This is a genomic window from Pseudomonas khavaziana, assembly GCF_036704165.1.
Lineage (GTDB): Bacteria > Pseudomonadota > Gammaproteobacteria > Pseudomonadales > Pseudomonadaceae > Aquipseudomonas > Aquipseudomonas khavaziana.
On record NZ_CP129946.1, the window covers coordinates 3,340,736 to 3,365,408 of the forward strand.

25 protein-coding genes and 2 pseudogenes are annotated in these 24,673 nt (G+C 59.0%); 15 read left to right on the plus strand and 12 right to left on the minus strand.

Annotated features, from left to right (window positions below; translation table 11 throughout):
• Positions 1 to 17: 17 nt before the first annotated feature.
• Entirely contained in the window at positions 18 to 1,349 is a 1,332-nt protein-coding gene (fucP, locus tag QYQ93_RS14595; protein WP_338474878.1) for an L-fucose:H+ symporter permease, read from the plus strand.
• A complete protein-coding gene (locus QYQ93_RS14600; protein ID WP_338474879.1) occupies positions 1,346 to 2,392 on the plus strand; it encodes an aldose 1-epimerase family protein in 1,047 nt (348 codons plus the stop codon). The genes fucP and QYQ93_RS14600 overlap by 4 nt, the downstream gene beginning before the upstream one ends.
• Here QYQ93_RS14600 and deoR read toward each other — a convergent pair.
• Entirely contained in the window at positions 2,389 to 3,147 is a 759-nt protein-coding gene (gene deoR, locus QYQ93_RS14605) for a DNA-binding transcriptional repressor DeoR (RefSeq protein ID WP_043050155.1), read from the minus strand. The genes QYQ93_RS14600 and deoR overlap by 4 nt on opposite strands.
• A gap of 128 nt (positions 3,148 to 3,275) precedes the next feature.
• Between deoR and deoC the strand changes: the two genes are divergently transcribed.
• Both deoC and QYQ93_RS14615 read left to right on the plus strand, forming a co-directional pair.
• On the plus strand, positions 3,276 to 3,959 hold the full coding sequence (gene deoC, locus QYQ93_RS14610) for a deoxyribose-phosphate aldolase (protein WP_217882666.1): 684 nt from the start codon (positions 3,276 to 3,278) through the stop codon (positions 3,957 to 3,959).
• 211 nt (positions 3,960 to 4,170) lie between these two features.
• Entirely contained in the window at positions 4,171 to 4,605 is a 435-nt protein-coding gene (locus QYQ93_RS14615) for a hypothetical protein (RefSeq protein ID WP_338474880.1), read from the plus strand.
• 410 nt (positions 4,606 to 5,015) lie between these two features.
• Here the strand turns inward: QYQ93_RS14615 and QYQ93_RS14620 are convergent, their stop codons facing one another.
• From QYQ93_RS14620 to QYQ93_RS14630, 3 genes are read right to left on the minus strand one after another with little or no spacing between them, the layout of a single operon-like run.
• Positions 5,016 to 5,447 (minus strand): DUF1810 domain-containing protein, encoded by a 432-nt coding sequence (locus QYQ93_RS14620; protein ID WP_338474881.1) that lies wholly within the window; start codon positions 5,445 to 5,447, stop codon positions 5,016 to 5,018.
• A 12-nt stretch (positions 5,448 to 5,459) separates the two neighbouring features.
• Positions 5,460 to 6,767, minus strand: coding sequence for a HAMP domain-containing sensor histidine kinase (locus QYQ93_RS14625; RefSeq protein WP_338474882.1), 1,308 nt, complete (start codon positions 6,765 to 6,767; stop codon positions 5,460 to 5,462).
• Positions 6,764 to 7,504 carry a response regulator gene (locus QYQ93_RS14630; RefSeq protein ID WP_124377939.1) on the minus strand — a complete coding sequence of 247 codons (741 nt, stop codon included), beginning with the start codon at positions 7,502 to 7,504 and terminating at the stop codon, positions 6,764 to 6,766. Before QYQ93_RS14630 ends, QYQ93_RS14625 begins: the two co-directional genes overlap by 4 nt.
• A gap of 304 nt (positions 7,505 to 7,808) precedes the next feature.
• Between QYQ93_RS14630 and QYQ93_RS14635 the strand changes: the two genes are divergently transcribed.
• On the plus strand, positions 7,809 to 8,069 hold the full coding sequence (locus tag QYQ93_RS14635) for a DUF2790 domain-containing protein (protein WP_043050161.1): 261 nt from the start codon (positions 7,809 to 7,811) through the stop codon (positions 8,067 to 8,069).
• Between the two features lie 32 nt (positions 8,070 to 8,101).
• Positions 8,102 to 9,313, plus strand: a complete 1,212-nt coding sequence (locus QYQ93_RS14640) for a cytochrome c biogenesis protein DipZ (protein WP_338474883.1) — start codon at positions 8,102 to 8,104, stop codon at positions 9,311 to 9,313.
• 99 nt (positions 9,314 to 9,412) lie between these two features.
• On the opposite strand, the pseudogene QYQ93_RS14645 reads toward QYQ93_RS14640, so the two are convergent.
• The 7 genes and pseudogenes from QYQ93_RS14645 to QYQ93_RS14670 form a co-directional block, all read right to left on the minus strand.
• Positions 9,413 to 9,908 (minus strand): annotated as a pseudogene (locus tag QYQ93_RS14645) (aldehyde dehydrogenase family protein); the annotation flags it as partial.
• A gap of 163 nt (positions 9,909 to 10,071) precedes the next feature.
• Positions 10,072 to 10,173: pseudogene (locus tag QYQ93_RS28600) on the minus strand (creatininase family protein); the annotation flags it as partial.
• A gap of 12 nt (positions 10,174 to 10,185) precedes the next feature.
• A complete protein-coding gene (locus QYQ93_RS14650; RefSeq protein WP_338474884.1) occupies positions 10,186 to 10,962 on the minus strand; it encodes an alpha/beta hydrolase in 777 nt (258 codons plus the stop codon).
• A gap of 24 nt (positions 10,963 to 10,986) precedes the next feature.
• Positions 10,987 to 11,496 carry a cytochrome P460 family protein gene (locus QYQ93_RS14655; RefSeq protein ID WP_338474885.1) on the minus strand — a complete coding sequence of 170 codons (510 nt, stop codon included), beginning with the start codon at positions 11,494 to 11,496 and terminating at the stop codon, positions 10,987 to 10,989.
• A 24-nt stretch (positions 11,497 to 11,520) separates the two neighbouring features.
• The gene (locus QYQ93_RS14660; protein ID WP_338474886.1) at positions 11,521 to 12,594 is read right to left on the minus strand and encodes an alpha/beta hydrolase; all 1,074 of its coding nucleotides are present in this window, start codon (positions 12,592 to 12,594) and stop codon (positions 11,521 to 11,523) included.
• A 62-nt stretch (positions 12,595 to 12,656) separates the two neighbouring features.
• Complete coding sequence (locus QYQ93_RS14665; RefSeq protein ID WP_338474887.1) at positions 12,657 to 14,024, minus strand: epoxide hydrolase family protein; 1,368 nt, start codon at positions 14,022 to 14,024, stop codon at positions 12,657 to 12,659.
• 360 nt (positions 14,025 to 14,384) lie between these two features.
• Positions 14,385 to 14,633 (minus strand): CsbD family protein, encoded by a 249-nt coding sequence (locus QYQ93_RS14670; protein ID WP_043050168.1) that lies wholly within the window; start codon positions 14,631 to 14,633, stop codon positions 14,385 to 14,387.
• Between the two features lie 276 nt (positions 14,634 to 14,909).
• Between QYQ93_RS14670 and QYQ93_RS14675 the strand changes: the two genes are divergently transcribed.
• Complete coding sequence (locus QYQ93_RS14675) at positions 14,910 to 15,500, plus strand: acyl-homoserine-lactone synthase (protein WP_043050169.1); 591 nt, start codon at positions 14,910 to 14,912, stop codon at positions 15,498 to 15,500.
• A 47-nt stretch (positions 15,501 to 15,547) separates the two neighbouring features.
• Here the strand turns inward: QYQ93_RS14675 and QYQ93_RS14680 are convergent, their stop codons facing one another.
• A complete protein-coding gene (locus tag QYQ93_RS14680; RefSeq protein WP_043050196.1) occupies positions 15,548 to 16,273 on the minus strand; it encodes an autoinducer binding domain-containing protein in 726 nt (241 codons plus the stop codon).
• 387 nt (positions 16,274 to 16,660) lie between these two features.
• Here QYQ93_RS14680 and QYQ93_RS14685 point away from each other — a divergent pair, with 387 nt between their 5' ends.
• The 8 genes from QYQ93_RS14685 to QYQ93_RS14720 all read left to right on the plus strand — a co-directional run bounded on the left by QYQ93_RS14685 (position 16,661) and on the right by QYQ93_RS14720 (position 24,636).
• On the plus strand, positions 16,661 to 17,152 hold the full coding sequence (locus QYQ93_RS14685) for a PhzA/PhzB family protein (RefSeq protein ID WP_124377947.1): 492 nt from the start codon (positions 16,661 to 16,663) through the stop codon (positions 17,150 to 17,152).
• Positions 17,153 to 17,177: 25 nt separating this feature from the next.
• Positions 17,178 to 17,666: a PhzA/PhzB family protein gene (locus QYQ93_RS14690; protein ID WP_338474888.1), complete on the plus strand. Its 489-nt coding sequence runs from the start codon at positions 17,178 to 17,180 to the stop codon at positions 17,664 to 17,666.
• A gap of 24 nt (positions 17,667 to 17,690) precedes the next feature.
• On the plus strand, positions 17,691 to 18,893 hold the full coding sequence (locus tag QYQ93_RS14695; RefSeq protein WP_043050172.1) for a 3-deoxy-7-phosphoheptulonate synthase: 1,203 nt from the start codon (positions 17,691 to 17,693) through the stop codon (positions 18,891 to 18,893).
• 15 nt (positions 18,894 to 18,908) lie between these two features.
• The gene (locus QYQ93_RS14700; protein ID WP_043050173.1) at positions 18,909 to 19,532 is read left to right on the plus strand and encodes an isochorismatase family protein; all 624 of its coding nucleotides are present in this window, start codon (positions 18,909 to 18,911) and stop codon (positions 19,530 to 19,532) included.
• Between the two features lie 20 nt (positions 19,533 to 19,552).
• Positions 19,553 to 21,442 carry an anthranilate synthase family protein gene (locus QYQ93_RS14705; RefSeq protein ID WP_404822077.1) on the plus strand — a complete coding sequence of 630 codons (1,890 nt, stop codon included), beginning with the start codon at positions 19,553 to 19,555 and terminating at the stop codon, positions 21,440 to 21,442.
• Positions 21,443 to 21,444: 2 nt separating this feature from the next.
• A complete protein-coding gene (locus QYQ93_RS14710; protein ID WP_338474889.1) occupies positions 21,445 to 22,281 on the plus strand; it encodes a PhzF family phenazine biosynthesis protein in 837 nt (278 codons plus the stop codon).
• The gene (gene phzG / locus QYQ93_RS14715) at positions 22,278 to 22,946 is read left to right on the plus strand and encodes a phenazine biosynthesis FMN-dependent oxidase PhzG (RefSeq protein ID WP_338474890.1); all 669 of its coding nucleotides are present in this window, start codon (positions 22,278 to 22,280) and stop codon (positions 22,944 to 22,946) included. Before QYQ93_RS14710 ends, phzG begins: the two co-directional genes overlap by 4 nt.
• A 397-nt stretch (positions 22,947 to 23,343) precedes the next feature.
• Positions 23,344 to 24,636 (plus strand): MFS transporter, encoded by a 1,293-nt coding sequence (locus tag QYQ93_RS14720; protein ID WP_043050177.1) that lies wholly within the window; start codon positions 23,344 to 23,346, stop codon positions 24,634 to 24,636.
• The last annotated feature ends 37 nt before the right edge of the window (positions 24,637 to 24,673 follow it).

Below are 24,673 nucleotides of genomic sequence, written 5' to 3' on the forward strand. Positions count from 1 at the left end.
CAGCCCGGAGAACAATAATGAACAAACCTGCGCTGCAACAGACCGCCGATGGTTTCTACCTGAACCGCACGCCCTGGTTCGCCTTTATCCTGCTGTGCAGCATCTTTGCACTCTGGGCCGCAGCGGCGAGCATGAACGATGTGCTGATCGCCCACTTCAAGAAAGCGTTTTTGCTGAGTGATTTCCAGACGGCCTTTGTGCAGTCGGCGTTTTACCTGGGCTACTTTTTTGTAGCGATTCCGGCCGCGATGGTGGTTCGTCGTTTCAGCTACAAGAGCACGATCCTGGTGGGGCTGCTGCTGTACATGCTGGGCTGCCTGTTGTTTTTCCCGGCCGCGTCCACGGCCAAGTACGGCATGTTTCTGCTGGCGCTGTTTGTGATCGCCGCCGGCCTGTCGTTCCTGGAAACCGCCTGCAACACCTACTCGACACTGATGGGCCCCCGGGAAACCGGGACCCGGCGCTTGAATATCTCGCAGACCTTTCACCCGTTCGGCGCCATGGCCGGGGTGTATGTGGGCAGCTTCGTGATGTTCAAGGACACCGACGCCACCACTGAACAACTGGCTCAGATGAGCGCTTCCGACGCCGCGGTGCAGCAATTGCAGATGATTCAGTCCACGCTGCTGCCCTACAAGTGGATGATTGCGGTGCTGGTGCTGATGTTTATTCTCGTCGCGATCACCCGGTTCCCTGCATGCAAGGGCAACAAACCTGCCGACAGCAAGCAGGGCAGCGTGCGTCAAAGCCTGGGACGACTGTGGCGTAACCCGCGCTTTACCTTTGGCGTATTGGCGCAGTTTCTTTATGTGGGGGCGCAGGTCGGGGTATGGAGCTTCACCATTCGCCTGGCCATGCAGATGGGCGGTATGAATGAACGCAGCGCTTCATGGTTTCTGCTGACCACCTTTGCCGCCTACTTTGTCGGCAAGTTGATCGCCAACCTGTTGATGCGGCGCCTGCACCCCGCCAAGGTACTCGCGATCTACGGGGTGCTGTGTATCGTGCTGCTGGCCTACACCATTCTGGTGCCGAACATTTCGGCAGTATACGCAGCGGTCGGCGTGAGTATTTTCCTCGGTCCTTGCTGGCCGACCATCTACGGCCTGACCATCGATGGCCTGGGTGAAGACACCGGCGTGGGCGGTTCATTGCTGGTGATGAGCATTGTCGGCGGCGGAGTGATCCCGATCTTCCAGGGCCTGTTGTCCGACGCCAGTGGCGGCAACATGCAACTGGCTTACAGCGTGCCGTTGTTGTGCTTCATTGTGATCGTGATGTACGCACTCAAGTGCATGCGCCAACCCGGCTCCTTACCGGCGGGCGCGACCGGGGCGGTGGCCTCATGAAGACACGTATCGCGTTGTACCCTGGGGTGTTTGGCGAGCAGGAGAAAATCCTCCTGCAATCGTCGGCCTTCAAGGTCAGTGCCTGGACTTACCCGTCCGGTGTGCTGGCCGTGAGCCTTGAGAATAGCCGTGGCCGATTGGTGATACTGCCTTATCAGGGACAGATGATCTGGTCAGCCGTATTCGACGGTTGCGACTTGACCATGAGCAACCTGTTTGAGCAACCCCGGCCCAGCCCGACGATCATCGATACGTACGGCTGCTTCATGTTTCACAGTGGTCTGCTGCGCAACGGCTGTCCGGCGCCGGATGACACGCATGCCTTGCACGGCGAAATGCCCTGTGCGCCCATGGACATGGCCTGGCTGGAGGTGGACGAGGGCGTTGTACGCCTGGGGGGCTCGTATGAATATGCCAAGGGTTTCGGCGATCGCTACCGGGCAAGCCCCAGCGTGACACTGCGCGCCGATTCGGCCGTATTCGATATCGATATGCAGGTGACGAACCTGGCCGGTAAGCCCATGGACCTGATGTACATGGCCCACATGAACTATGCGTATGTGGACGGCGCGCGGTTTGTCGAGCCAATGGGCACGCAGCGCCAGCGTTTGCGCAGCAGCGTGCCGGACCATGTCAAGCCAACGCCGGCATGGAGCGCCTACATGGCGCAGTTGGCCGAGCAGCCTGCGCAATTGGCCTGCCTCGAGCAGCCGGCCTTGTACGACCCTGAGATCGTGTTTTTCTTCGACGGCGTTGGCACAGACGCCACGGGCCAGGCGCACTTTTTACTGGATCATCCCAGCGGTGCGGCGTTCTACACCCGCTACCGTCCCGAACAATTCGCCCACGCCGCCCGCTGGATCCTGCACACGCCGGATCAGCAAGTGGCGGCGTTCGTATTGCCGTCCACCTGCGAACCCGAGGGCTACAACGCCGAGAAAGCCAAAGGCCACGTACGTGTGCTGGCGGCCGGAGCCAGCGTTTCGTTCAGTGTCAGCACCGGTTATTTGAGTGCGCAGGAACGGCAACAGTTGCTGGATTAAACCAGCAACTGCGCGCCATTGGCCTGGATGACGTCCTTATAGCTGCGGGGGATTTTCTTGTCGCTGACCACGTACTGAAAGTCTTCCAGGGCGGCGAAGTGCGCGGTGCGCACCGTGTCGAACTTACTGAAATCGGCAAGCAACACGCGTTGCTGAGCCTGGCGCATGACCTTTTGCTTGACCTCGACTTCATTGAAGTTGAAGCACGTTACGCCGAACGCCTGGCTGACGCCGGCGGCAGTCACAAAGGCCCACGTCAGGCGCACGCTGTCGAGGATGCTGCTCTCGACGCTGCTTTCAAAAACCTGGTTCTTGCGGTGAAAGGTGCCGCCGCACAACACGATGTGGCAATTGGGCTTGTTCTGCAGTTTGAGCAGCACGTTCAAGGAGCTGCACACCGCAGTGAATTCCAGCGCATCAGGGATGAAATCAACCACAAAAGGCGAGGTGGTGCCACAGTCGAAAAATACCGTATCACCGGCCTGGATCAACGCGGCGGCGAGTTTACCGATGCGGCGTTTTTCCTCGACGTGGCGGGTGTCCTGCTCGGCCACTCGGTAATCGCCGCTGTCATTGCCGATGCGGGTGATATAGCCACCCAGCAGCCGCAGGTGATCGCTGAAGTGGTTGAGATCGCGGCGCAGGGTCATCTCGGACACGTCCAGCAGTGCCGCCATTTCCTTCAGGTGAATGGCGTTCTGGTCTTGCAGGGCTTGTTGGATAAGCTTCAATCGCTCGGCTTTTCTACTGTCCACGAGTATTCCAGGGCTTGATTGTTGGTGTTAAATAAGTAACATTAATTGTTATTATTGTAACGAATTAACGTGAGCACTATCACAAGCGCCTCACAATCATTGGCAACATACAGGCAAGGGCCCATTAAATGAACAGTCTCCCACCCGCCGCATTGGCCAAGTACATCGATCACACCTTGCTGGCGCCCGACGCCTCCCGTGCACAGATCCGCACCTTGTGCGAGGAAGCCCGCGAACATGGCTTTTATTCGGTGTGCCTCAATTCCGCACAGGTGCCTTACGCCGCTTCGTGCCTGACCGACGACAGGGTGGTGATTTGCGCCGTGGTCGGCTTTCCACTGGGCGCCGGCCTGAGTAATACCAAGGCGTTCGAAGCCCAACAAGCGATTGCCGCCGGGGCAGGGGAGATCGACATGGTGCTCAATATAGGCTGGTTGAAGGACGGGCTGCTGGACGCCGTGCGCGAAGACATCGCTCTGGTCCAACAGGCCTGCGGCGCCGTGCCGTTGAAGGTCATCCTGGAAACCTGCCTGCTCGATGACAAGCAGAAGGTCCAGGCCTGCGAGATCTGCCGTGATCTGGGTGTGGCCTTCGTCAAGACGTCCACCGGATTCAGCCGAAGCGGGGCTACGGTTGAAGACGTAGCACTGATGCGCAGAACTGTGGGGGCTGGGGTTGGGGTAAAGGCATCCGGCGGCGTGCGCGATTATCCGACGGCATTGAAGATGATTGAAGCCGGGGCAACACGCTTGGGCAGCAGCTCTGGGATTGCGATTGTGGGCGGGGCAATGACGGCGGCGAGTGGTTATTGAGGTTTTTTGTCAGAGTGATAAAGCTGCACATATATAACTCAACTAAATAACTATTTAGTCGAGTTATAGACATTAGTTATATTGCCGGGGCTGAGCCAGCTCATCCTTTACGCTAGTGTGGGTACATGCACGAGACTTAACATTTGAGCATCATAAAGGGACGGTCCATATGCGGGGAAGGCTTACGTCAGGTCTATGGGTGGCATGTTTCGTGACCAGTGCCACAGTGTTGGCGGATGAACTGCCGCGTAGCGAGCAGATAAAAGCTTTCCGCGCTGCTGGATTTAACCAAGAGACGTCGGAGTGCGAAATCGCGACAACAGGGAGCTACACGCCGGCAACCATGGAGTTGATTGAGGACCTGAACGGTGACGGTCGGCCGGACGCGTTGATTACCGAAGGCAGCACTGACTGTTATGGGCAAGCGGGTACCGGATTTTACCTAGTCAGCCAGCAGCCTGACGGTGACTGGAAACTCATGCTCAATGAAAGCGGCGTCGCTGAGTTTCTCCCTGGCAAAGGCAGTAATGGTTGGCCTGATGTCGAGGTCGGCGGCCCGGGCTCTTGTTTCCCAGTACTGCGTTATGACGGACAACGTTATCGATTTCACCACAGCGTTGGTGAACGGTGTGCTGACTCGCCGTAAACGTCCGATGGCCCAAGGGTCAATCGGAGGCAGGTCAGTGAGGGCGACGATGGCTGCTTTTGAATCTGGGGCGCGGTGATCGTCGCATTAGTGAAATGCGACGAACAGAGCCCCTGAGGGACAGTCCCAATGGTTCGCATAATGTATATTATGTTAAATTGGATATCATGAAGGAACCCCGTCACTCGCCCCCTGATGTTTCTGTAAGTATCTGCAGCTCAATGGATCATCAGTGATGCGTCACAAAAGCAGTGATATCTAGTTCGATCGCCTATGCAGATCAGGCACAGATGGCCGACCTGGTCTTTCCTCACCATGCTCTACAGGATGCAAGATTAGGAGCTTGCCCCGTTGGGGGCATAGCCGCCCTCGCCTTCAGGCTGCTCCAGATACACATCAACGTTTAGCACTCACGCCGATTGCCCAAGCAAGAGCAGTGTCTTGCGGTCCGGCTCACCTGAATAAAACTGCTCGAGCGCCTGCTGATACACAGCGGGGCTGGACGGGACATTCTTGAACAGCGTAAGACAGGAGCGCAATTTCAGGTCATCGGGCGAGCCGAATATCCGCTCGGCACTCACCCCTCGGTGCTGCAAAACGGCCGCGACGCACGCCTCCAGTCGTGGCCCCAGTAACTCATGCTGGAGATAGGCACGAGCCTCGGCAAGGCCGGAAATCGCGAAGCGTCCGGCCATATCGGAGCGACCGAGCCCCTGCAATTGCGGGAAGACGAACCACATCCAATGGCTCGTCTTGCGGCCCGCGCGCAGCTCGTCCATGACTCGACTGAACACCGGGCGCTGAGCCTCGACGAAACGGGACAGATTGAACGTATCCTGCATGATTCGCTCCTCCTACGATAAGCGCGTCGGTAATCTCAGTTCAGCGCAAAGTCCGCCGCCTTCGCGATTTCTCAAGGTCAGGGAGCCGCCAAGAGCTTGTGCCAGTTGCTGGGCGATAGCCAGGCCCAGGCCCGTGCCGCCGGTGCTGCGGTTGCGCGAATTTTCCACGCGGTAAAATGGCTCAATCACACGGGCCAGCTCCTCTTCGGCGATGCCGGGACCACGATCCATGACGGTCACCGAGAGGCTGTCGCCGTCCTTCGATTCGACCCGCAGCTGCGCTGCACCGGCGAATTTGAGCGCGTTATCCGTGAGGTTTACCAGCACTCGGCGCAGCGCGTGGGGCCGCGTGTGAATCACCGCGGCGCTTTTGCCGCTGAGCTGCACGTCCTTGCCCATGTCCTGGTAGTCGAACACGAGGCTGTCGAGGAATGAATCAAGATCGGTACGGCGGCTTTCCTCGGTGGCGCCATGCACGCTGCGGGCATAGGCAACGCCTTCACGCACCAGATGCTCCATCTCGCCAAGGTCATTCCACAATTTGTCTTTGTCGCCGCAGTCGTCCATCAATTCGGCACGCAGCTTCATGCGCGTGATCGGGGTTTGCAGGTCGTGGGAAATCGCCGCCAGCAGTTGCATGCGCTCTTTCAGATAGGCCGCAATGCGCGCCTGCATGGCATTGAAGGCGATGGCAGCGTGTGCGACTTCGGACGGGCCTTGTTCATCCAGATGCACCGGGTGAGTGTTGGGATCGAGGTTTTCCACGGCCTGGGCCAGGCGGGTCAGCGGGCGTATGGCAATGCGCACGGCCAGCCACGCGCACAGAATCATCAAGGCCAACTGGCCCAGCAAAACCAACGGCAGCCACGGCGACAACGGCACCATTGAGGGGCGCACGTCGATGGTCACCGGGCTGCCGTCGGCCAGTTTCAGATGGACCTGGAAGTGTTTGATAGGCCCGGGAATGTCTGTCACGGTCATCGGGTAATCCTTGCCGATGGCCTCCTTGATCGAGGTCACTGCAATCGGCGTGTCACGCAGAGCGACGCCTGGCGAGCCTTCATCGAGCAAATAGCGGTAATTGCGTCGATCCAGTTGTTTCAACCAACTCATGCGTTCCTCGGCGGGCAAGCGGTCAAGGATGGCAATGGACGTCGACACATCGGTTTCCAGGTTACCTAGCATGGTGTTTTTTGCGGTTTCGTAACGCTCGTAATACTGCACGCCGAAGGACAAGGCCTGCGCCAGGGTCAGCCCTACCAGAAAGATCAGCGACAGCCGCGAGACGAGGGTTCGAGGCCAATGCAGCGCAGGTTTCATGCCGGTGCTCCAAGCACTTGCACCGGCAGCGAGAAGACATACCCTTCGCTGCGCACGGTCTTGATGTAAGCCGGCTCGCGGGCATCGTCAAGCAGGCGTTGGCGCAGGCGGCTGACCAGCAGATCAATGGAACGGTCGAACAGGTCGGCGTCACGGCCCTGGGTCAGGTTGAGCAACTGGTCGCGATTGAGTACCCGTTGCGGATGGTCGAGGAACACCCGCAGCAGGCGATATTCAGCGCCGCTGAGGGCGACCATGGTGCCGTCTTCATCAAGCAGATGACGGGCGGATGTGTCCAGGCGCCAGCGCCCGAACTCCAGCAACCTTCCGGTTTCGGTAACGACCAGGTTGGGCGGCAGCATGCGCGTACGGCGCAGCACAGCGTTGATGCGCGCCAGCAGTTCGCGGGCGGCGAACGGCTTGACCAGGTAATCGTCGGCGCCCATTTCCAAGCCGATGATGCGATCGGTTTCATCGTTGCGGGCGGTCAGCATCAGCACCGGTGTGGCCTTGTGTTTACCGGCGCGAATGTCGCGGCAGAGCACCAGGCCATCGTCGCCGGGCATCATGATGTCCAGCACGATCAGGTCCACCGGCGTGGTCTCGAGAAACGAGCGCATCTGGCGGCCATCCGCAACCACGGTAGTGCGCAGGCCGTTCTTCTTCAGGTAGTTGCCTACCATCTCTCGAATCTCACGGTCATCGTCCACGATGAGGATGTGATCAACGTGTTCCATGGGCCAAGCCTCTGTCAATGGGAATTGCGGCTCAGTCTATAGAGACTGAGCCCGTTCGCCCGCGGCGGTTTGTATTGCAGTGTATCTGCTCTGGCGAAGGATACATGCAGAGGCAAAAACAACAATTTCCGGGGTTTTGTATGGCTGTGTATCGGGACGGGGTCCTGATACGAACCGATTTATCCGCGCCTGTTTTTGACACAGACGAGATACCTCGCGGGCTTCTAATGAGCCATATCGAGGCCAACCCAAGCGCCTCGGCTCAACTGAACGCCCCAACCATTGAAGCCTTGAGGAAACGACCATGAACACCAATACCCTCTATGCCACTTGCCTGTTTGCCGCCCTGAATATCTGCACCTTCTCGGCCCGCGCCGAAGCCGACGTCACGCCGCAAACCTACACCTACGGCACGCACCTGGACATCCGGAAAGTGGTGGCATTGACACAGGATGCCGGGGCTTCCTGCGGCATTGTCGATGCCCAACTGACCTACCTGAATTCGCAGGGCAAGACCGAGATCCTGAACTACCGCAAATTTGCCGAATGCCACAGCGATAACTGAGCCCGGCCCACACATTTCATCAGGAGACCCTTATGTTCCTCATCGCATTCCTGGGCGGCTTATTGACCGTCCTCAGCCCTTGTATCCTTCCGGTCGTGCCATTTCTGTTCGCCGGTATCGACCGCACACGCTCATCGATCCTGCTTACCCTTGGCGGCATGGTCCTGACCTTCGCGCTGATTTCCAGCCTGGCCGTGGTCAGCAGTGAATGGGTGATTCAGGCCAACAACACCGGGCGTCATGTGGCACTGGTGGTGCTCGCGCTGTTTGCCTTGTCGCTGATTTCGGCGCGAATCAGTGGCTGGCTGGCCAGCCCGTTCGTGTTACTGGGCAATCGACTCGACCCCCAGACGCGCAAAATGTCCGGGCCGCTGGGTTCGCTGATGATCGGCGTCGCCACCGGCCTGCTCTGGGCGCCGTGCGCCGGACCTATTCTCGGGGTGATCCTTACCGGCGCCATGCTGCAAGGCGCCAATGCGCAAACCAGCCTGCTGCTGGCAGCCTACGGCCTGGGCAGTGCACTGTCGTTGGGTACGCTGATTTTCGCCGGACGCGGTTTAGTCAATCGCCTGAAGGCCTCGATTCCGGTCACCGGCTGGCTGCGTCGAGCCACCGGTTTTGCGGTCCTGGCCGCAGCGCTGATGATTTCTACCGGTGCCGACAAGACGCTGTTGGCCGGGGCGTCGTCCGAAGGCGTCAGCGTGCTGGAAAAAGACGTGCTGGAACGCGTCCCCAAAGTCGTCGAATACCTGGTAAGCAAGGCCAAGGCCGAACCCACCCTCGACAACGCCCAAGGCCCGATGCCGTCGCTGTCCGGCGCGGTGGAATGGCTCAATTCGCCCGCACTGACCAGTGAGTCGCTCAGAGGCAAAGTGGTGCTCGTCGATTTCTGGACTTACGACTGCATCAATTGCCAGCACGCCCTGCCATATGTGAGGGACTGGGCGCAGAAATACGAGAAGGATGGCTTGGTGGTAATCGGCGTCCACACTCCGGAATACGGTTTTGAACGCATCATCAGCAATGTCAGGGATGAGGTGAAAAAGCTCGGCATCACTTACCCGGTGGCCATCGATAACAACTACGCGATCTGGCGCAACTTCGATAACCAGTACTGGCCCGCGCACTACCTGATCGACGCCAAAGGGCAAGTGCGTTTCACCCACTTCGGAGAAGGTGGCTACGAGACGCAGGAAAAGATGATTCAGCAACTGCTGCAGGAGGCGAAAGCTCCAGCCGCGTAACCCTTGAAAATCCATGGCCCACAGGCAACGCGCTGTGGGCCATTAGCTTTTTCTCCTGCGGCATGGGTTGCGCGACCACACTCTCCCGCTCCCCCCAGGTTAATCGGACACGATGCTTTTGGCCTCAAGAAATGCTTCCAGCCCAAAGACTCCAAACTCCCGGCCGACACCGGACTGCTTTACCCCGCCGAACGGCGCCAGCAGCTCTGGCGAAATTCTGTTGATCAACACCGAGCCGGCCTGCAGCTGGTTCGCCAGGCGTTGGGCACGTTCCGGTTGCCGGGAAAACACATAAGCTTGCAAGCCGTAGAGACTGGCATTGGCAATAGCGATCGCTTGTTCTTGCGAGTCATACGCAATGATCGATAGCACCGGGCCAAAAATCTCCTCTTGCGCGATGTCCATGTCATTGCTGACGTCGGCAAAGACCGTAGGCCTGACGAAATAGCCCTTATCCAAACCGGCCGGTCTGCCCGCCGATAATCAACGTCGCGCCATTCAGAGCCAGCGCAATGGCGATGTCGAGATCGGCGTCATCCAGGATGATAGAGGCCGACTTCCCCGTGAGCGACAGACTCACTCGCTTCATGGTCTCGTGGCGTACCTGATTGACTGCGGTTGCCCGCGATAAGCACAACGCCCGGTATGCCCAGGCGTTGCCGCGTCGAATCCCCCCTCTCCCGCGTTTCAGCCGGGCATCGGCTCACGGTTGAAGGCGTGCACCTCCTGAACCAGGCCTTGCGCTGCCATCATCACGAGTTGATAGCCTCAAAATTCCACCAGTTGCACAACTTCAGAACGAAACCCGCCGGGCGACGTGTAAAACCCGCCTCGGCGTAGAGCGCTGAAAACGCCGCTTCGCCCTTGGCGTGTCATTTCGCCGTGGCGGCTTTTTCGATCAGGCGGGCAACCGGTTCCGGGTTCGATACCATCACGACATGTGAAGCGCCCTTGACTACTTCCACGGCTTTGGCAGCGGCGCGCTTGGCCATGAATGCCATGGCTTGCGGGGGAATGTTCTTGTCCTTGTCGCCGTAGATGTACCAGGACGGAATATGTTTCCAGGCGGGGCTGCCGGACGCTTCGTTGAGCGCCGCTTCCGTTACCGGGCGTTGGGTGGCGGCCATCAATGCCGCCTCTTTCGCGGGGACGTCAGCGGCAAACTGGTTGTGAAATTTGTCCCGCTGGATGTACAAGTCCTTGCCCCCATCGGCCAGCGGTACAGGCGCAGCCAGCGTTGGGCCCAGCGTGCTGCCCGGGAATTTGCCGGCCAGCCCGGCGACGGTTTCCCCGGCCTCAGGTGCAAACGCACTGACGTAAACCAGGGCTTTGACGTTGACATGATCGTTGGCCGCATCACTGATAACGTTGCCGCCATAGGAATGGCCGACCAACACCACCGGCGAATGAATGCTCGTCAGCAATGCCGATATTGCCGAACCATCGCTCTTTACACCGCGCAATGGGTTGGCAGCGGCAACCACCGGGTAACCGTCCTTCTCGAGAATCTTCACGACGCCATTCCAACTCGACGCATCGGCAAAGGCGCCATGCACGAGCACAATCGTGGGTTTTTCAGTTTGCGACCAGGCGTGTGTCGCCATGCTCAGGCTGACGGCGACGGCCAGTGCGGTTATTACTTTTTTCATTGTTAACTCCAGGTTTGACGGGAATCAGGGAGCGAAGCGAGTGAACACAAAGTCGTGATTACGCACTCGCGCCTGGTGACAGGCGAAGCAGGTTTCGTGTTGGGCTTCATCGGCCGGTTTACCGTTGATAAACCGCCCGAATCCCCAACCACCGGTTGCTGCATATTTTTTCGAGTCCTTGACCATCACCTGCACGGTCGTGGCCGGCCCCGGGATGGACGCCGGCTCGAATTCCGGGGACTGCACATGTTTCCAGGCCAGCTTTACCAGCACCGTGCCATCGGGGAATGGCAGCGTTGAGTCCTGATAAGCCTTGATGGCCGAGTCATTTCCGAGCACGGCTCGCAGTTCATTCAGGGGTGCTGCTTCCTGCGCCGGCGCAATCAGCGGCCATAGGCGGTAGTTTTCAGGCAATTTCACGCCATAGATCGGTGAGGCGCCGCCAGTACTGGCGTCGCCCGAGGCAACACCGGTAGCGGTCAACGCTGCGATTGCAATGGCAGCCGACATCGCGGCAAGAAATTTCAGCTTCATCATCGCCCTCCTCTCATCCGGTTTTCAAAGATGATCGGCGTCGATCACTGCCTGGGCGAAGGCTTTCGGCGCTTCCTGCGGCAAGTTGTGACCAACACCACCGGTGATCAATCGGTACTCATACTTGCCAGTAAAGCGCTTGGCGTACGCTTCGGCAGGTGGATGCGGTGCGCCGTTCGCATCACCTTCCAGGGTGATGGTGGGCACGCTGATGGATGGAAATGCCGCGAGTTTCTTTTCCAGTGCGTCGTATCTGGCCTCGCCCTTGACCAACCCCAGGCGCCAGCGATAGTTGAAAATCGACACGGCCACGTGATCAGGGTTTTGCAAGGACGCCGCGCTGCGCTCATAAGTGGCGTCGTCGAAATTCCACTGTGGCGACGCCAGCTTCCAGATGAGCTTGGCGAAGTCATGGGTGTTTTTCTCGTAGCCCAGGCGCCCGCGCTCGGTCGCGAAGTAGAACTGGTACCACCACTGCAGTTCGGCGGCTGGCGGCAATGGCGCCTTGCCCGCCTCTTGGCTGCCTATCAGGTAACCGCTCACAGCGACCAGAGCTTTCACTCTTTCCGGCCACAGTGCGGCAACGATATCTGCAGTGCGGGCGCCCCAGTCAAACCCACCCAGCACCGCCGTCTTGATCTTCAGCGCATCCATGAAGTCGATCAGGTCGGCCGCCAGCGCAGCAGGTTGACCATTGCGAACTGTCTTGGCCGAGAGAAAATGCGTATCGCCATAACCACGCGCAGAAGGGATCAACACCCGATATCCCTTGTCCGCCAAAGCAGGAGCGACATCAGCGTATGCGTTGATATCGTAGGGCCAGCCGTGCAACAAAATGACCACAGGGCCTTCGGCTGGGCCGAGTTCCGCGTAAGAAACGTCCAGCAGCCCCGCTTTCACATGCTTAAGAGCACCGAGAGAGTTGTGAGCTCCCGGCGTAATAGCCCCAATGGTGGACGCGGGTACATCAGCCCCGCTGGCTTGGGAAAAACCGACAGCCACCGCTGCGAATTGCAGCACCGCTGCTGCCAACAGTGATGGGGCAAGACCCCGCAGGCGGCTGGATTTATGTTGGTTGTTCAGCAAGGTCATCTCCATGGTGTTTCTCCGTAGCGAGCCGCCGAATAGCGGCCCGGTGTGTTGACTCGATGGCGTGTGAGCTACTGGGCTGTGTTCGTTGCGCTCAGCTTGGCGCGCAGCGGCCGGAAAGCCTCCCGCAACTCTTCGCTGAACAATTGAGGTTGCTCCCAGGAAGCGAAGTGGCCGCCCTTGTTAACCTGGCTGTAGTAGGAAAGTGATGGGTAAGCGCGTTGCGCCCAGCTTTTTGGCGCCTGATAGATCTCGTGCGGGAAGACCGTGATCGCCACCGGCACCTTGATGCTTGCGGTGTTCTGCGCGGCAGCGCTGAAATTGTTGTTGTTGTTTTCCCAGTAGAAACGCGATGACGATGCGCCTGCGTTCGTCAGCCAGTACAGGCTGATATCGTCCAGCATCTCGTCACGGGTCAATACCCGTTCAGGCTGACCGTCACTGTCCGTCCACGCGGCGATTTTTTCGTACATCCACGCCGCAGTACCGGTAGGCGAATCGGCCAGCAGGTAACCGATAGTCTGCGGGCGCGTAACCATCATCGCGCCGTATGCTGCATTGCGGCCGAAGAAGGTGCTCAAGGAATCAAACGCCTTGCGTTCAGGCTCAGTGAGCCCGACAGGGGCCGGGGCACCACTATTGATCGGCTTGACCAATTCGGGCGGGATGGTGGCCGGCATGTTCAAGTGAATGCCCAACAGACCCGGCGGATTCAGGCGGCCCAAAGCATCCGATATCACCGAACCGTGATCTCCGCCCTGGGAAACATAGTGGGTATAACCCAGACGCTTGATGAGCACATCCCAAGCCTTCGCGACTCGATCCGGTCCCCAGCCCAATTCAGTTGGCTTACCGGAAAAACCGTGTCCCGGAATCGATGGAATGATCACGTCGAACGAATCTTCAACCTTACCGCCGTAAGCAACGGGATCCGTCAGCGGGCCGATGGTCTTCAGGAACTCAAACTGTGAGCCAGGCCAACCGTGTGTCAGAAGCAGCGGCATCGCGTTGGGGTTTGGCGAGCGAACATGGATGAATTGAATATCGACGCCGTCAATAGTCGTGATGAATTCAGGCAGCGCATTAAGCCTTGCTTCGGCCTTGCGCCAGTCATAGCCGCTGCCCCAATACTTCACCAGCGCCTGGACCTGGGCCAACTGCACGCCTTGGGAAACGTCATTGACGGTCTCTTTGTCCGGCCAGCGGGTCGCCGCAATGCGCTTTTTCAGATCGGTCAATTGAGCTTCATCGACGTGAATTCGATAAGGTCGAATCGATTCGGGATTGGTCGAGGCCGAGCTGGCAACTGACGCATCGGCGGCCGGGCCAGCAGCCCAGGCACCACCGCTGCCGGCTATCAGGGCCAACCCCAAAACGCCCATCCTCACGGAAGAAGCCAGACAATGGCGCCAGGTCAAACCGAACGTAGCTGCAGGCATTTTGAATTTCCTATAAGTCATTGGTCGACAACGTCGCGAAACGCGCAGAGATAGCCGCGAGTTAAATGAGTCATCCATTGGAAAAGGTTTGCGCCTTCTCGATGGGTTCATTTAAAGCCCCGCAGGTATCCCGTATGTGTCATCAACCGACTTAAAAGAATCGCTGTGTATCTATCCAAAGCGCAGATACAAAACGATACAAACCCACCACTCGCTCATAAGAAAGCCAATGCCCCGTGTTGTCGGGGCATTGGCTTTTCTGGGACGTGGAAAATATAAGGGCTTTTCAGCCCATCAAGCCCGGCAAAGGGCATCGAGGCCGCAGGGAGCGTTCCTGACGGAACGCCCTTTCTCTATGACTCAGCGGCGAAAGAGACGATCTAGAACCAGCAGCGCCACTGCACCAATCGCGATTGCAGCAACTGGTTTTTCTTTAACAAACGTAGATACGCCGTCCAATACGTCGCCGTAGGTCTGGGTCAACTGACCGGCAGCTTGACGACCAGCGCCTTCTGCTTCCAGCTTGGAATCACCAAACAGCTTGCCGACGACGCTCTGCGCCTTTCCAGCAACCTTTTCTGCAACACCTTCAACTTGTTCACTCTTCATAAGTCACCAAACCTTTGCGTGTAATTAGTGAGCTCAGGTTCAACCTGAGCCAGGCGCTAGCTGCACAGCATTAGGGGGATGAGCGTCAGCATAAGTTCAAAGTGGTTGAGGCTCTTGAGGTGACCGCTGGATTCCTGCTCGAACTCTTCGCGCCTCGTTTGCACTCCAGCCCCGCCGACCACACCAGCCCGCCCTACAAGATCTTGTAGTCGCTAACCCTCCACAAGTCCTCTATAAAAAACCGCACTTCCCCCCTCCCCCAAGGAATCCCCTGCCATGCACATGGAAGAGCACGCGCTGAGCGCAATGGACGACGAGCTTAAACTCATGCTGGGTCGCTTTCGGCATGAACAATTCGTCGAAAAACTAGGGTGGCGATTACCTATTCCACCGCACCAGGCCGGTTATGAATGGGATCAATACGACACCGAGCACGCCCGCTACCTCCTGGCGTTCAACGAGCATCGTTCAATCGTCGGCTGCGCCCGGCTGATACCTACCACATTCCCTAATCTGCTGGAGGGTGTATTCAGCCATGCCTGCGCAGGCGCACCACCCAGGCATCCCGCCATTTGGGAAATGACACGCTTCACCACCCGCGAACCGCAACTGGCCATGCCTTTGTTCTGGAAAACCCTCAAGACCGCGAGCCTGGCGGGTGCCGATGCCATCGTCGGAATCGTCAACAGCACGATGGAACGCTATTACAAGATCAACGGGGTCAAGTACGAACGCCTGGGGTCGGTTATCGACCATCAGAACGAAAAAATCCTCGCCATCAAACTCTCGGCTCACCGCGAACACCACCGTGGCGCCCGCTTACCTTCAGGCTTCACGTCTGAGGCGTTATTGGAAGAGACTGCTTGATAACGGCCGAGTCGTCCTCTTGGGCGACTCGGCGCAGCAGATGAACCTCAGATATAGCCCAGCGCGACGGCGTAAGACACGGCCTGTACGCGGTTGCTGGCGCCGATTTTGCGTTGGATGTTGCGGTGATGGTAGTTAACGGTGTCGGTGCACACACCCATGATCACGCCAATTTCCTCCGAGGTCTTGCCATCGGCGGTCCAGCGCAACACATCACATTCGCGCTCGCTGAACTCTACATCCGTGTTGAACGCGCGAACATCGGTCTCCAGCGCGGAAATTTTCTCCAGGGCCGCCGCCGCAAACGCTTTGGTCACTGGCTTCAATGCTTCGAATTCCTGAAGGCTGATGGCGTTGTCCTTGCGTGCCAGGCTTAACACCCCGACCCGGCCCTGGGTGTTGAACGAAGGTTGGGCCAGGCCATGGCAAAGACTTGAGTCGTTGGCTTCTGACCACAGGTCCGGGCAGTTTCGGAACAACTCGTTGCTCCATAAAATGGGGGCCGACGAGACCTTGCTGTGTTTCACGGTGGGGTCGATCAGCGCATAGTTAGCGGCTTGATAGCGTTGTAGCCAGTGCTCCGGATAGTTGCCGTACATATAGGTCTTGGGCCGCATGAACGGCGTTACGCTGCACATGCCATAGGCAAAAAAGTCGAACCGCAGTTCACGCAAGGCTCTCAATGCAACAACAGTAAACTCCTCCATGTTCATGGCTTGTGCAAAGATACTGTAAAAATAAGCATCCCATCCCAACAGCTGTCCTAATTCCATTTTGAACACCTATAACACTCCAAGGGAGTCGTGAGACTAAACCAACCTGAGCGCCTGTCAACTGCCAAAATCAACGGTCATAGACTGCTTCGCACTAGCGACATGTTTTTTATGTCTAACCCAACTAACTAGCCATAGGCCACTGTTTATCAGCCGACGAATGAGCCTGCCTATTCATAATAATGCAACACTCCCTCCGACCGATCGCGCCCGCCCTGGGCCACTACAAGATCTGGTAGTTCCAAGCCCCAGAAACGCAGGTGTATAAACGACACCGCACAAAACGATCAGTGCAAAACAGTTCAAGCATTCAATTTCGTCGCATGCAATTAACTAATTATTTAATTGATTGCGCGTAATTTCAGTCAACTAAGGAGAACACTGCCTATGCCCGGTTCGCTTTCATCTGGCGGCTTTAATGACCATCTTGAACTTCGCCGAAAAAACCGCGCCACGGTTGATCAGTACATGCGCACCAACGGCGAAGATCGCCTGCGCCGCCATGAGTTATTCACGCCGGATGGCAGTGGCGGCTCCTGGAACACCGAAACCGGTGAACCCCTTGTCTTTAAGGGGCACGCGAAGCTGGCCGCACTCGGCGTATGGCTGCAACAGTGCTTCCCGGACTGGCAATGGCACAACGTCCGGGTGTTTGAAACCGACAACCCCAACCACTTCTGGGTGGAAAGTGACGGCCGCGGCACCACTCGAGTTCCTGGTTACCCGGAAGGTTATTGCGAAAACCATTACATCCACTCCTTCGAGTTGGACAACGGCAAGATCACGCAAAACCGTGAATTCATGAACCCGTTTGAACAACTTCGTGCCTTGGGCATCCCGGTGCCAAAAATCAAGCGTGAAGGTATCCCCGCCTCATAAGTCCTTTATCCATTGGAGATTGAACATGCCTGATGGCACAGTGCAACAACCCATCACTGACGATACGGAACTACGCCGCAAGAATCGCGCCACGGTTGAACAATACATGCGCACCAAAGGCCAGGACCGCCTGCGCCGGCATGAACTGTTTACCGAAGACGGTTCAGGCGGCTTATGGACCACCGACACGGGTGCGCCGATTGTAATCAGTGGCAAAGCCAAGTTGGCCGAACATGCTGTTTGGTCACTCAAGTGCTTCCCGGATTGGGAATGGTACAACGTCAAGGTATTTGAAACCGATGACCCCAACCATATCTGGGTCGAGTGTGATGGCCACGGCAAGATTCTCTTTCCTGGTTACCCGGAGGGTTATTACGAGAACCACTTCCTGCACTCCTTCGAGCTGCAAGACGGCAAAGTAAAACGCAATCGCGAATTCATGAATGTCTTTCAACAATTGCGCGCCCTGGGTATTCCAGTGCCGCACATCAAGCGTGAAGGCATTCCTGCCTGATCCTTTTGGGAGAGCGATCGCATCATGGAAGACTTACTGAAACGGGTTCTGAAGTGTGAAGCGTTGCAGCAGCCTCAATGGAGCGAACCCTCGCAATTGCATGACGCGCAGGCCTACCTCAGGGACAGCGCGTCACTGATTCGTGTCGAAGATATCCTGGTTTTGCGCGCCACCCTGGCCAGGGTCGCGGCTGGCGAAGCGATGATCATCCAGTGCGGCGACTGCGCCGAGGACATGGATGAAAGCGCTGCCGACCATGTGACCCGCAAAGCCGCGCTGCTGGATATGCTGGCCGGGACGTTCAGGCTGGTCACCCAGCAACCGGTGGTGCGGGTGGGGCGAATCGCCGGGCAGTTTGCCAAGCCTCGCTCCAACCACAGCGAACGCATCGGCGATGTCGAGTTGCCGGTGTACCGCGGCGACATGGTCAACGGTCGCGACGCTGTCCTCGGCCATCGCCAGCATGATGCGCAACGCTTGGTACGAGGCTATCGCGCCGCCCAGGACATCATGCAACACCTGGGATGGAAGGAACCGTCCGGCCAGGAGCAGCTCACCGGCTCCCCTGCCTGGACCAGTCACGAGATGCTGGTGCTCGACTACGAACTGCCGCAAGTACGCCGGGACGAACAGGGCCGCACATTTCTCGGTTCTACCCACTGGCCGTGGATTGGCGAGCGTACCCGTCAGTTGACGGGCGCTCACGTAGCGCTGCTCAGCGAAGTGCTCAACCCGGTGGCCTGCAAGGTCGGCCCGGATATCACCCAGGATCAGTTACTGAGCCTGTGCGAGCGCCTGGACCCCAGGCGCGAACCCGGCCGGCTGACCCTGATTGCCCGCATGGGCGCCCACAAGGTGGCCGACCGCCTGCCACCGCTGGTTGAAGCGGTGCGCCGTGCCGGCCATAAGATCATCTGGCTCAGCGACCCGATGCACGGCAATACCATCGTCGCGCCCTGCGGCAATAAGACCCGCATGGTGCAGACCATCACCGACGAAATCACCGCCTTCAAACATGCGGTGGTCTCGGCCGGTGGCGTGGCCGGCGGCCTGCATCTGGAAACCACTCCCGATGACGTCAGCGAGTGCGCCTCCGATGCCGCCGGCCTGGGCCAGGTTGGCAGCCACTACAAAAGCCTGTGCGACCCGCGCCTGAACCCCTGGCAAGCCATTACTGCGGTGATGGCCTGGAAAGCCTGCCCTCCTCCCTCTTTTGTTTCCCTTTGACTGGAGTTTGTCGCCATGACCGGCATTCCATCGATCGTCCCTTACGCTCTGCCTACTTCTCGCGACCTGCCCGCCAACCTCGCGCAATGGCACATCGACCCCGAACGCGCCGTACTGTTGGTGCATGACATGCAGCGCTACTTCCTGCGGCCCTTGCCGGATGCCTTGCGTGACCAAGTGGTGGGTAATGCCGCACGCATTCGCCAGTGGGCTGCCGACAACGGCGTGCCAGTGGCCTACACCGCTCAACCGGGCAGCATGAACGAGGAGCAACGCGGGCTGCTCAAGGACTTCTGGGGCCCGGGCATGAAGGCCAGCCCGACCGACCGTGAGGTCGTCGACGCCCTCGCCCCCCAGCCCGGTGACTGGCTGCTGACCAAGTGGCGCTACAGCGCATTCTTCAACTCCGACTTGCTGCAACGCCTGCACGCCAGCGGGCGCGATCAGTTGATCCTGTGTGGGGTGTATGCCCATGTCGGGGTATTGATTTCCAGCGTGGATGCGTACTCCAACGATATCCAACCCTTCCTCGTTGCCGACGCGATTGCCGACTTCAGCAAGGAGCACCACTGGATGGCCATGGAATACGCCGCCAGCCGTTGCGCCATGGTCATCACCACCGATGAGGTGGTGCTATGAGCCAAGCCGCCGCCCGCCTCATGGACCGCATCCTGCAACCGGTACCCGAACCCTTTGCGCTCTTGTATCGCCCGGAGTCCAGCGGCCCCGGGCTGCTGAATGTGCTGATTGGCGAGATGTCGCAGCCGCAGGTCCTGGCCGATATCGACCTGCCCGCCCCCTCAATCGGTGCCCCTCGCCTGGATGTACTGACGCTGATTCCCTACTGCCAGATCGCCGAACGGGGCTTTGCGGCGGTGGACGACCAGTCGCCGCTGCTGGCGATGAACATTACCGAGCAGCAAACCATCAGCATCGAGCAGATGCTGGCGTTACTGCCCAACGTGCCGATCCAGTTGAATAACGAACGCTTCGACCTCAGCGACGCCAGCTATGCCGAGATCGTCAGCCAGGTGATCGCCAACGAAATCGGTTCCGGGGAAGGCGCCAACTTCGTGATCAAGCGCACCTTCCTGGCGGAGATCAGCGAGTACCAGCCGGCCAGTGCGCTGTCTTTCTTTCGTCATCTGCTGGAACGAGAGAAAGGCGTCTATTGGACATTCATCATTCACACCGGCAGCCGCACCTTCGTCGGTGCGTCTCCCGAGCGCCACATCAGCGTCAAGGATGGGCTTGCGGTGATGAACCCCATCAGCGGCACTTACCGCTACCCTCCTGCCGGCCCCAGCCTGACGGAGGTCATGGACTTCCTGGCCGACCGCAAGGAAGCCGATGAGCTGTATATGGTGGTCGATGAAGAACTGAAAATGATGGCGCGTATTTGTGAAGACGGCGGACACGTCCTCGGTCCCTACCTCAAGGAAATGACCCATCTGGCGCACACCGAATACTTCATCGAAGGCAGGACCCGCCGCGATGTGCGCGAAATCCTGCACGAAACCCTGTTCGCCCCGACGGTCACCGGCAGCCCGCTGGAAAGCGCCTGCCGGGTGATCGAGCGCTATGAGCCGCAAGGCAGGGCGTACTACAGCGGCATGGCCGCGCTGATTGGCAGCGATGGCAAGGGCGGACGCTCCCTGGACTCGGCGATTCTGATTCGCACCGCCGACATCGATAACTGCGGGCAGGTTCGGATCAGTGTGGGTTCGACCATCGTGCGGCACTCCGAACCGCTGACCGAAGCCGCCGAAAGCCGGGCCAAGGCTGCGGGCCTGATCGCCGCGCTGAAAAACCAGGCGGCCTCGCGCTTCGGCGACCACCTGCAGGTGCGCGCGGCATTGGCCAGCCGCAATGCCTACGTCTCGGATTTCTGGCTGATGAACAGCCAGCAACGGCAACAGACCCAGTCCGACTTCAGCGGCCGCCAGGTGCTGATCGTCGACGCCGAAGACACGTTCACCTCGATGATCGCCAAACAGCTGCGGGCTCTCGGGCTGGTGGTGACGGTGCGCAGTTTCAGTGACGAGTACAGTTTCGACGGTTACGACCTGGTGATCATGGGCCCTGGCCCTGGCAATCCGAGCGATGTGCAACTGCCGAAAATCGACCATCTGCATGTGGCCATCCGTTCCCTGCTCAACCAGCAGCGACCGTTCCTCGCGGTGTGCCTGAGCCATCAGGTGTTGAGCCTGTGCCTGGGCCTGGAATTGCAACGCAAGGCCATTCCCAACCAGGGCGTGCAAAAACAGATCGACCTGTTCGGCAACGCCGAACGAGTAGGTTTCTACAACACGTTCGCGGCGCGCAGCTCCAGTGACCGCCTGGACATCGACGGTATCGGCACCGTGGAAATCAGTCGCGACAGCGAGACCGGCGAGGTACATGCCCTGCGTGGGCCGGCGTTTGCCTCCATGCAGTTTCATGCCGAGTCGCTTTTGACCCAGGAAGGCCCGCGCATCATCGCCGACCTGCTGCGGCACGCCCTCATCCACACGCCTGTCGACAGCAGCGTTTCGGCCGCCGGGAGATAACCATGCACAACTACGTCATTATCGACGCCTTTGCCAGCGTCCCGCTGGAAGGCAATCCGGTCGCGGTGTTCTTTGACGCCGATGATTTACCGCCCGCGCAAATGCAGCGCATCGCCCGAGAAATGAACCTCTCGGAGAGCACTTTTGTGCTCAAGCCGCGCAACGGTGGAGATGCGCTGATCCGGATTTTCACACCGGTCAACGAACTGCCTTTTGCCGGGCACCCGTTGCTGGGTACGGCGATTGCCCTGGGAGCGCATACCGACAACCACCGGCTGTATCTGGAAACCCAGATGGGCACCATCGCCTTTGAACTGGAGCGCCAGAACGGCAGCGTCATCGCCGCCAGCATGGACCAGCCGATCCCGACCTGGACGGCCCTGGGCCGTGACGCTGAACTGCTCAAAGCCTTGGGCATCAGTGGCTCGACCTTTCCCATCGAGATCTATCACAACGGCCCGCGCCATGTGTTTGTCGGCCTGCCGAGCATTGCAGCGTTATCGGCCCTGCACCCCGACCACCGAGCACTGTCCAACTTCCATGACATGGCGATCAACTGTTTTGCCGGCGCAGGACGGCGCTGGCGCAGCCGCATGTTCTCACCGGCCTACGGCGTTGTGGAGGATGCGGCCACAGGCTCCGCCGCCGGGCCATTGGCGATTCATCTGGCGCGCCATGGCCAGATTGAGTTTGGCCAGCCCGTGGAGATTTTACAGGGTGTGGAAATCGGCCGCCCCTCACTGATGTTCGCCAAAGCTGAGGGCCGCGCAGAGCAGCTGACGCGAGTCGAGGTATCAGGTAATGGCGTTACATTTGGACGGGGGACCATCGTGCTATGAACGGCTCAATACAAGGCAAGCCGCTGTTGGGTAAAGGCATGTCGGAATCCCTCACCGGCACATTGGATGCGCCCTTCCCCGAATATCAGACACTGCCCGCCGACCCCATGAGCGTGCTGCACAATTGGCTGGAGCGTGCGCGCCGCGTGGGCATCCGCGAGCCCAGGGCGCTGGCGCTGGCCACCGCCGACAGCCAGGGCCGGCCCTCCACGCGGATCGTGGTGATCAGCGAGATCAGTGACGCTGGCGTGGTGTTCAGCACCCATGCCGGCAGCCAGAAAGGCCGTGAACTGCTCCACAACCCCTGGGCTTCGGGCGTGCTGTATTGGCGCGAAACCAGTCAGCAAATCATCCTCAATGGCCAGGCCGTGCGCTTGCCGAACGCCAAGGCCGATGATGCCTGGCTCAAGCGCCCTTATGCCACGCACCCGATGTCATCGGTGTCTCGCCAGAGTGAAGAACTGCAGGACGTGCAGGCCATGCGCAACGCCGCCAGGCAACTGGCCGAGCTGCAAGGTCCACTGCCGCGTCCCGAGGGATATTGCGTGTTCGAGTTGCGCCTTGAATCGCTGGAGTTCTGGGGAAATGGGCAGGAGCGCTTGCATGAGCGGTTGCGGTATGACCGCAGCGATACAGGCTGGAAGGTGCGGCGTTTGCAGCCCTGAGTAGCCGTGCCCCATCTCGGCCAAATGTGGGAGGGGCTTGCTCCCGATGAGGGCGTGCCAGTAATGCATCAATAACTGAGCCACCGCCATCGGGAGCAAGCCCCCTCCCACAGATTCCGCGCCGTGCCCAAAGGTTATGTAGATACCTGTGTCCGCTACCTGCGTCCTAACGTCGCAGCAGTCAGCTCTTGGAAAATCCCACACAAGCCTTAGAATCGCGCGCTCGCTTGCAGTCGTCGGGGTCGATGACTGGAGGCTAGCAACGCGTACCTGAATGACTGGCCACACATTCGTCAATGTGTGTCCGACTCAACCACCCTCATTTGCACAACACACTTCGGTTTGGCAATCGCATGCACGCCTGTGCCTGTTTCGCTGTTCGATTCTAGAGGTCTATATGTCTCCGCGTTTGCTGGCCATGGCGCTGGCGCCCCTGCTCGGGCTGTTCATTGTTGCTCTGGGCAACGGCTTTCTTTCATCCCTGACCACCCTTCGACTGGACGCCGCCGGTGCCTCGGCCACCATGATCGGTATCGTTTCATCGGCGTACTTTATTGGCCTGACGCTGGGTGCCGTCTTTAATGATCGATTGATTCTGCGCATCGGCCATATCCGCGCCTACGGCAGCTTTGCCTCGTTGATCGCGGTGAGCATCCTGCTGCAAGGGTTGTTCTATGACACGTGGGGCTGGTTCGCGCTGCGTCTGATCAACGGCTGGGCCACGGTCGGGGTGTTTCTGGTGATCGAGAGCTGGCTGTTGCTGGCCGGCGACGCGAAGATCCGTGGGCGCTTGCTCGCGCTGTATATGATCGTGCTGTATGGCGCGGGCGTGCTGGGCCAGGCAGCGCTGGGGAAGATCACCGGCTTGAGCGACAGTGCGCCGTTTATGGTGGCCGGCATGCTCGCTTCGTTGTCGGTGCTGCCTATTGTGATCCTGCCACGGGTGTCGCCGCTGCTGGATCAGGTTGAACCCCTCAAGCCACGACAACTGCTGGGTGTGACGCCGACCGGGCTGATCGGGTGTTTTGGCTCGGGGGTCAGCATTGCGGCGATTTACACCTTGCTGCCGCTGTACCTGCAACGCGCCGGCCTGGACATCGGTGAAGTCGGCAGCATGATGGCCTGGACAATCCTCGGCGCCATGCTTCTGCAGTACCCGGTCGGGCGCTGGTCCGACCACAAGGATCGCTTGCAGGTGCTGACTATTCTGGCGTTGGCCTGCACGGTCTTGTCGCTGGTGATCGTATTGCTGCCGTTGTCGTCGCTGATGCTGGCCGTGCTGCTGTTCCTGCTCGGCGGCGCGGTGTTTGCGCTCTACCCGGTTGCCGTCAGCCATGCCGCCGACCGCGCCCCTGCCGAAGCGCTGGTACCGATGATCCAGGGCCTGCTGCTGATCAACTCGTTGGGCTCGGCGATCAGTCCGATGATGATCTCACCGGTGATGAATTCGTTCGGCCCAAGTGGGCTGTTCTGGGTGTTCGCGCTGGTCAACCTGTGCATGGTCAGCTTTTTCTTATGGCGCCGTAACAAACGCCCCGCCCCGTCCAATCCAGCACCTTTTACCGCTGCGGCAACCTTCTCGCCGACCGGTGCTGAATTGCGCGTGACCGAAGATCTGCGCCAGGCGGCGCAGGATCATCCGCCCATGGTCGATGCATTGAGTGGCGAGCCTACGCACTCCCAGTCCTGAACCACACCCAATCGCCCCCAGCCTGCGCGGCTGGGGG

Coding starts and splice junctions, on each gene's coding strand:
- fucP (WP_338474878.1), top strand. CDS start 18: ATGAACAAACCTGCGCTGCAACAGACCGCCGATGGTTTCTACCTGAAC.
- QYQ93_RS14600 (WP_338474879.1), top strand. CDS start 1,346: ATGAAGACACGTATCGCGTTGTACCCTGGGGTGTTTGGCGAGCAGGAG.
- deoC (WP_217882666.1), top strand. CDS start 3,276: ATGAACAGTCTCCCACCCGCCGCATTGGCCAAGTACATCGATCACACC.
- QYQ93_RS14620 (WP_338474881.1), bottom strand. CDS start 5,447: ATGCAGGATACGTTCAATCTGTCCCGTTTCGTCGAGGCTCAGCGCCCG.
- QYQ93_RS14625 (WP_338474882.1), bottom strand. CDS start 6,767: ATGAAACCTGCGCTGCATTGGCCTCGAACCCTCGTCTCGCGGCTGTCG.
- QYQ93_RS14630 (WP_124377939.1), bottom strand. CDS start 7,504: ATGGAACACGTTGATCACATCCTCATCGTGGACGATGACCGTGAGATT.
- QYQ93_RS14635 (WP_043050161.1), top strand. CDS start 7,809: ATGAACACCAATACCCTCTATGCCACTTGCCTGTTTGCCGCCCTGAAT.
- QYQ93_RS14640 (WP_338474883.1), top strand. CDS start 8,102: ATGTTCCTCATCGCATTCCTGGGCGGCTTATTGACCGTCCTCAGCCCT.
- QYQ93_RS14650 (WP_338474884.1), bottom strand. CDS start 10,962: ATGAAAAAAGTAATAACCGCACTGGCCGTCGCCGTCAGCCTGAGCATG.
- QYQ93_RS14655 (WP_338474885.1), bottom strand. CDS start 11,496: ATGAAGCTGAAATTTCTTGCCGCGATGTCGGCTGCCATTGCAATCGCA.
- QYQ93_RS14660 (WP_338474886.1), bottom strand. CDS start 12,594: ATGGAGATGACCTTGCTGAACAACCAACATAAATCCAGCCGCCTGCGG.
- QYQ93_RS14665 (WP_338474887.1), bottom strand. CDS start 14,024: ATGCCTGCAGCTACGTTCGGTTTGACCTGGCGCCATTGTCTGGCTTCT.
- QYQ93_RS14670 (WP_043050168.1), bottom strand. CDS start 14,633: ATGAAGAGTGAACAAGTTGAAGGTGTTGCAGAAAAGGTTGCTGGAAAG.
- QYQ93_RS14675 (WP_043050169.1), top strand. CDS start 14,910: ATGCACATGGAAGAGCACGCGCTGAGCGCAATGGACGACGAGCTTAAA.
- QYQ93_RS14680 (WP_043050196.1), bottom strand. CDS start 16,273: ATGGAATTAGGACAGCTGTTGGGATGGGATGCTTATTTTTACAGTATC.
- QYQ93_RS14685 (WP_124377947.1), top strand. CDS start 16,661: ATGCCCGGTTCGCTTTCATCTGGCGGCTTTAATGACCATCTTGAACTT.
- QYQ93_RS14690 (WP_338474888.1), top strand. CDS start 17,178: ATGCCTGATGGCACAGTGCAACAACCCATCACTGACGATACGGAACTA.
- QYQ93_RS14695 (WP_043050172.1), top strand. CDS start 17,691: ATGGAAGACTTACTGAAACGGGTTCTGAAGTGTGAAGCGTTGCAGCAG.
- QYQ93_RS14700 (WP_043050173.1), top strand. CDS start 18,909: ATGACCGGCATTCCATCGATCGTCCCTTACGCTCTGCCTACTTCTCGC.
- QYQ93_RS14705 (WP_404822077.1), top strand. CDS start 19,553: ATGGACCGCATCCTGCAACCGGTACCCGAACCCTTTGCGCTCTTGTAT.
- QYQ93_RS14710 (WP_338474889.1), top strand. CDS start 21,445: ATGCACAACTACGTCATTATCGACGCCTTTGCCAGCGTCCCGCTGGAA.
- phzG (WP_338474890.1), top strand. CDS start 22,278: ATGAACGGCTCAATACAAGGCAAGCCGCTGTTGGGTAAAGGCATGTCG.
- QYQ93_RS14720 (WP_043050177.1), top strand. CDS start 23,344: ATGTCTCCGCGTTTGCTGGCCATGGCGCTGGCGCCCCTGCTCGGGCTG.